The sequence below is a fragment of the Stenotrophomonas sp. HMWF023 genome, assembly GCF_003060985.1.
Lineage (GTDB): Bacteria > Pseudomonadota > Gammaproteobacteria > Xanthomonadales > Xanthomonadaceae > Stenotrophomonas > Stenotrophomonas lactitubi.
On record NZ_QAIJ01000113.1, the window covers coordinates 1 to 3,407 of the forward strand.

Consider the following 3,407-nt stretch of genomic DNA (forward strand, 5'->3'; position numbering starts at 1 on the left):
GCGCTCGGCGGTCGGCCATCCGCCACGCGCCTGCAGGGCATGCAGTTGCAGGTGCACGCGGTCACGCTGGCGCGCGCCATGTGCGGCTGGCACCAGCTGCAGGCCTTCGCCATCGATGGCCAGCAGGCCGAAGCGATCACCTTGCTGCAGTGCCAGCTCGACCACGCAGGCTGCCAGCTGCCGCATGTGATCCAGGCGGCTGCGTCCAGGTGCCGCGCGGTCGGCCTGGCCCGCCGAGGCGGTGGCATCGAGCAGCAGCCAGACGGTGATCGGGCTTTCGCGCTCAGATTCACGCACGAAGAAGCGGTCCGAGCGCGCGTACAGCTTCCAGTCGATCTGGCGCAGTTCGTCGCCGGGCTCGTAGGCGCGATACTGGGCGAATTCCAGACCGGCACCGCGGCTGCGGCTGGCATGCTGACCGATGCCGCTCGCGCCGCTTGCCAGGCGTGGCCACAGCCGCAGCGCACGCAGTCGCGCGCGCAGGTCCGGTGGCAGCAGCAGCAGCGGCGTGCCTGCGGTCACCAGTGGATCAACCCGGGAATGGAACGGCCTGCAGCAGTGCGGCGACCACATCGTCGGCCCGCTTCTGCTCGGCTTCGGCGGCGAACGACAGCAGCAGGCGATGACGCATCACCGGTGCGGCCAGCGCCTGCACATCCTCGCGGGTGGCGGCGAAACGTCCCTGCAGCAGTGCGCGCGCCTTGGCGGCCAGCACCAGCGACTGCCCGGCACGCGGGCCCGCACCCCATTTCACCCACTGGTTGATCGCCGCCGGTGCGCCCTCGCCGGGACGGCTGGCGCGGACCAGGCGGGTGATCCAGGCCAGCACGTCGGGGCTGACATGCACCTGGCGCACCGCCGCCTGCAGCGCGATCACCGCTTCGGCATCCATCACCTTCGGCACGCTTCCAGTGGCGTTACCGGTGGTCTGTTCCAGGATCTGCCGCTCTTCTTCTTCGCTGGGGTAATCGACCAGCACGTGCAGCAGGAAGCGATCCAGCTGCGCTTCGGGCAAGGGATAGGTACCGGCCTGTTCGATCGGATTCTGCGTAGCCAGCACGAAGAACGGTGCCGGCAGCGTGTAGGTGGTGCCGGCGTAGCTGACCGTGCGTTCCTGCATCGCTTCCAGCAGCGCGGCCTGGGTCTTGGGCGGGGTGCGGTTGAGCTCGTCGGCCAGCAGCAGGTTGGTGAAGATCGGGCCCTGCTGGAAGCGGAAATGGCGATGGCCGGTACCGTGGTCTTCTTCCAGCAGTTCGGTGCCGAGGATGTCGCTGGGCATCAGGTCCGGGGTGAACTGCACGCGCCGGAACTGCAGTTCCAGTGCCTGCCCCAGCGAGCGTACCAGCAGGGTCTTGCCCAGCCCCGGCGCGCCTTCCAGCAGGCAGTGGCCACCGGCCAGCAGGCCGATCAGCAACTGCTCGACCACGGTGTTCTGGCCGACCACGGCGTGGGCGAGCGCAGCGCGCAGATCGTGCAGGCGCGGCAGCAGGGAATCGAGGTCGGGGGAGGTCATGGGCGTGGTCCGTTCAGTTGTTCAATGCGTACATCACGATGTTGACGCCGAAGCGGGTGTTGTCTTCGGCCAGGAAACGCTTGTTGCGCCAGTCGTAGTCCCACTCGCAGCCGTAGTCCTTGTTGCTGTAGAGCACGCCCAGCCGGCCATCGACGTCGATGCCCTTCAGGTAGTCGTGCACCAGGTCATCGCCCCAGCCATTGAGCTCGAAGCTGGTCGCGGGTGGGCCGTCGGGGAAGCGGAAGAAGCTGCGGTACAGCGCGTGGCTGTTGGGCAGCTTCTGCAGCGCCTTCGGCCCGAACAGCCGGCCCATCTGCGCTTCGAACGAAGTGGCGAACAGGCCGTCGATATCGTGGTTGCAGTCGTCGACGAAGACGAAGCCACCATTGCGCACGTAGCGCACGAAGTTCTGCCGTTCGGCGGCGTTGAACTCGACCAGGGTGTGCCCGGCCAGGTAGCAGAACGGCGCCTCCAGCATGCGCGGGTCGGCCAGGGCCACCACGCGTTCCTGCGGGTCCACGCGCAAAGAGGTGTAGTCGATCAGCGAGGTGATCAGGTTGGACGGCATGCGCGCGTCCACGTCCCAGTCGCCGGAGTCGTACTGCAGGCGGGTGAACCAGAAGTCGTAGCGCGAACTGCGCGGGCCTGCCTGTGCCCATGCCGGCAGCGCCGCCGCCGAAGCGGCAGCGGCCAACCAGCGCAGGCAGGCCCGGCGATCCATCAGACCGCGTCGGACAACGACGTAAAAGTGAAATCGCGCAGCTTCATCGGCGGAATCATCATCACGAAGCTGGATTCGTCGCCGGCCACGCGCACCGGCTTGCCCAGCTCTTCGATGTTGTTGAGCATGATCACCGGCGACTCGTTGAAGCGGAAATTCTTCACCGGGTGCTTGATCTGCCCGTTCTCGATGTAGAAGGTGCCATCGCGGGTCAGGCCGGTCAGCAGCACGGTCTGCGGGTCGACCATGCGGATGTACCAGGTGCGGGTGACCAGGATGCCCTTCTGGGTGCCACGCACCAGCTCGGCGGTGTTCTTCTCGCCACCACTCATCAGCAGGTTGCCGGGCGTGGCCTTGGCGGTCTTGCCCTGCTTCTGTGCCCAGAAGCGCGAGTAGTCGAGGTTGGCGACCTTGCCGTTCTCGATGATGGCGATGCGCTCGCGCGGCATGCCTTCGCCGTCCCACGGCAGCACCGGCGCATCCGGATGCCACGGGTCGGCGTGCATGTTCACGCGCGGATCGTAGACCTGCTCGCCCAGCTTGTTGCCGCCGCCCTTCTTCGACAAGAAGCTGCGGCCTTCATCGGCCGAGCGCGCGCTGAAGAAGTTCATCATGAAGCTGATCAGGCCCGCAGCCGCTGCCGGCTCCAGGATCACCGTGTACTTGCCGGGCTCCAGCGCCTTGGCTTCCTGCGACTCGGTCGCCTTGCGCATCGCGATGCGGATGTCCTGGTCGGCCTTGAAGTCGGCCGCATCCTTCAGGTTGCGACCCACCCAGCCCGAGCCACGGCCATCTTCGGTGCGCACGGTGCAGGTGTAATCGAAGTTGGTGCTGCGCTGGTAGCCGAAGTTGCCGTTGCTGTTGGCCGTGGCGTAGAAGCCCTGGCCGTCTTCCAGGAAGCCGGCGGCGATCAGACCGTTGCCACGGCATGGCGCGATCGAATCGGCGGCGACCTTGGCGCGGAAGGCCGGATCGATGGCGGCGGTGGACTCGCTGAAGGTCGGGCTGGCGCGGTAGCTCTGCTTGCCGATGGCCGGCATGAACTCCGGGTTCTCCGGGGCCAGGCGGGCCAGGTCTTCGGCGCGGCGGACCACGCGCTGCAGCGCGGCGTCGTCGAACTCGTTGATTGAAGCGGTACCCACGCGCTTGCCGAAGGCCACGGTAACGGCCAGT

Annotated in this window: 4 protein-coding genes; all 4 read right to left on the bottom strand. The window is 67.1% G+C overall.

Annotated features, from left to right (window positions below; genetic code table 11):
- A partial coding sequence (locus DBR20_RS05970; RefSeq protein WP_146186956.1) for a DUF58 domain-containing protein occupies positions 1-522 on the bottom strand: 522 nt, incomplete at its 3' end.
- Between the two features lie 7 nt (positions 523-529).
- Positions 530-1,513: a MoxR family ATPase gene (locus DBR20_RS05975; protein ID WP_108265546.1), complete on the bottom strand. Its 984-nt coding sequence runs from the start codon at positions 1,511-1,513 to the stop codon at positions 530-532.
- A 13-nt stretch (positions 1,514-1,526) separates the two neighbouring features.
- A complete protein-coding gene (locus DBR20_RS05980; RefSeq protein WP_100461786.1) occupies positions 1,527-2,234 on the bottom strand; it encodes a DUF4159 domain-containing protein in 708 nt (235 codons plus the stop codon).
- Positions 2,234-3,407 (bottom strand): TldD/PmbA family protein (locus tag DBR20_RS05985; protein ID WP_108265547.1); only part of this gene is annotated, 1,174 nt, incomplete at its 5' end. The genes DBR20_RS05980 and DBR20_RS05985, both read right to left, overlap by 1 nt.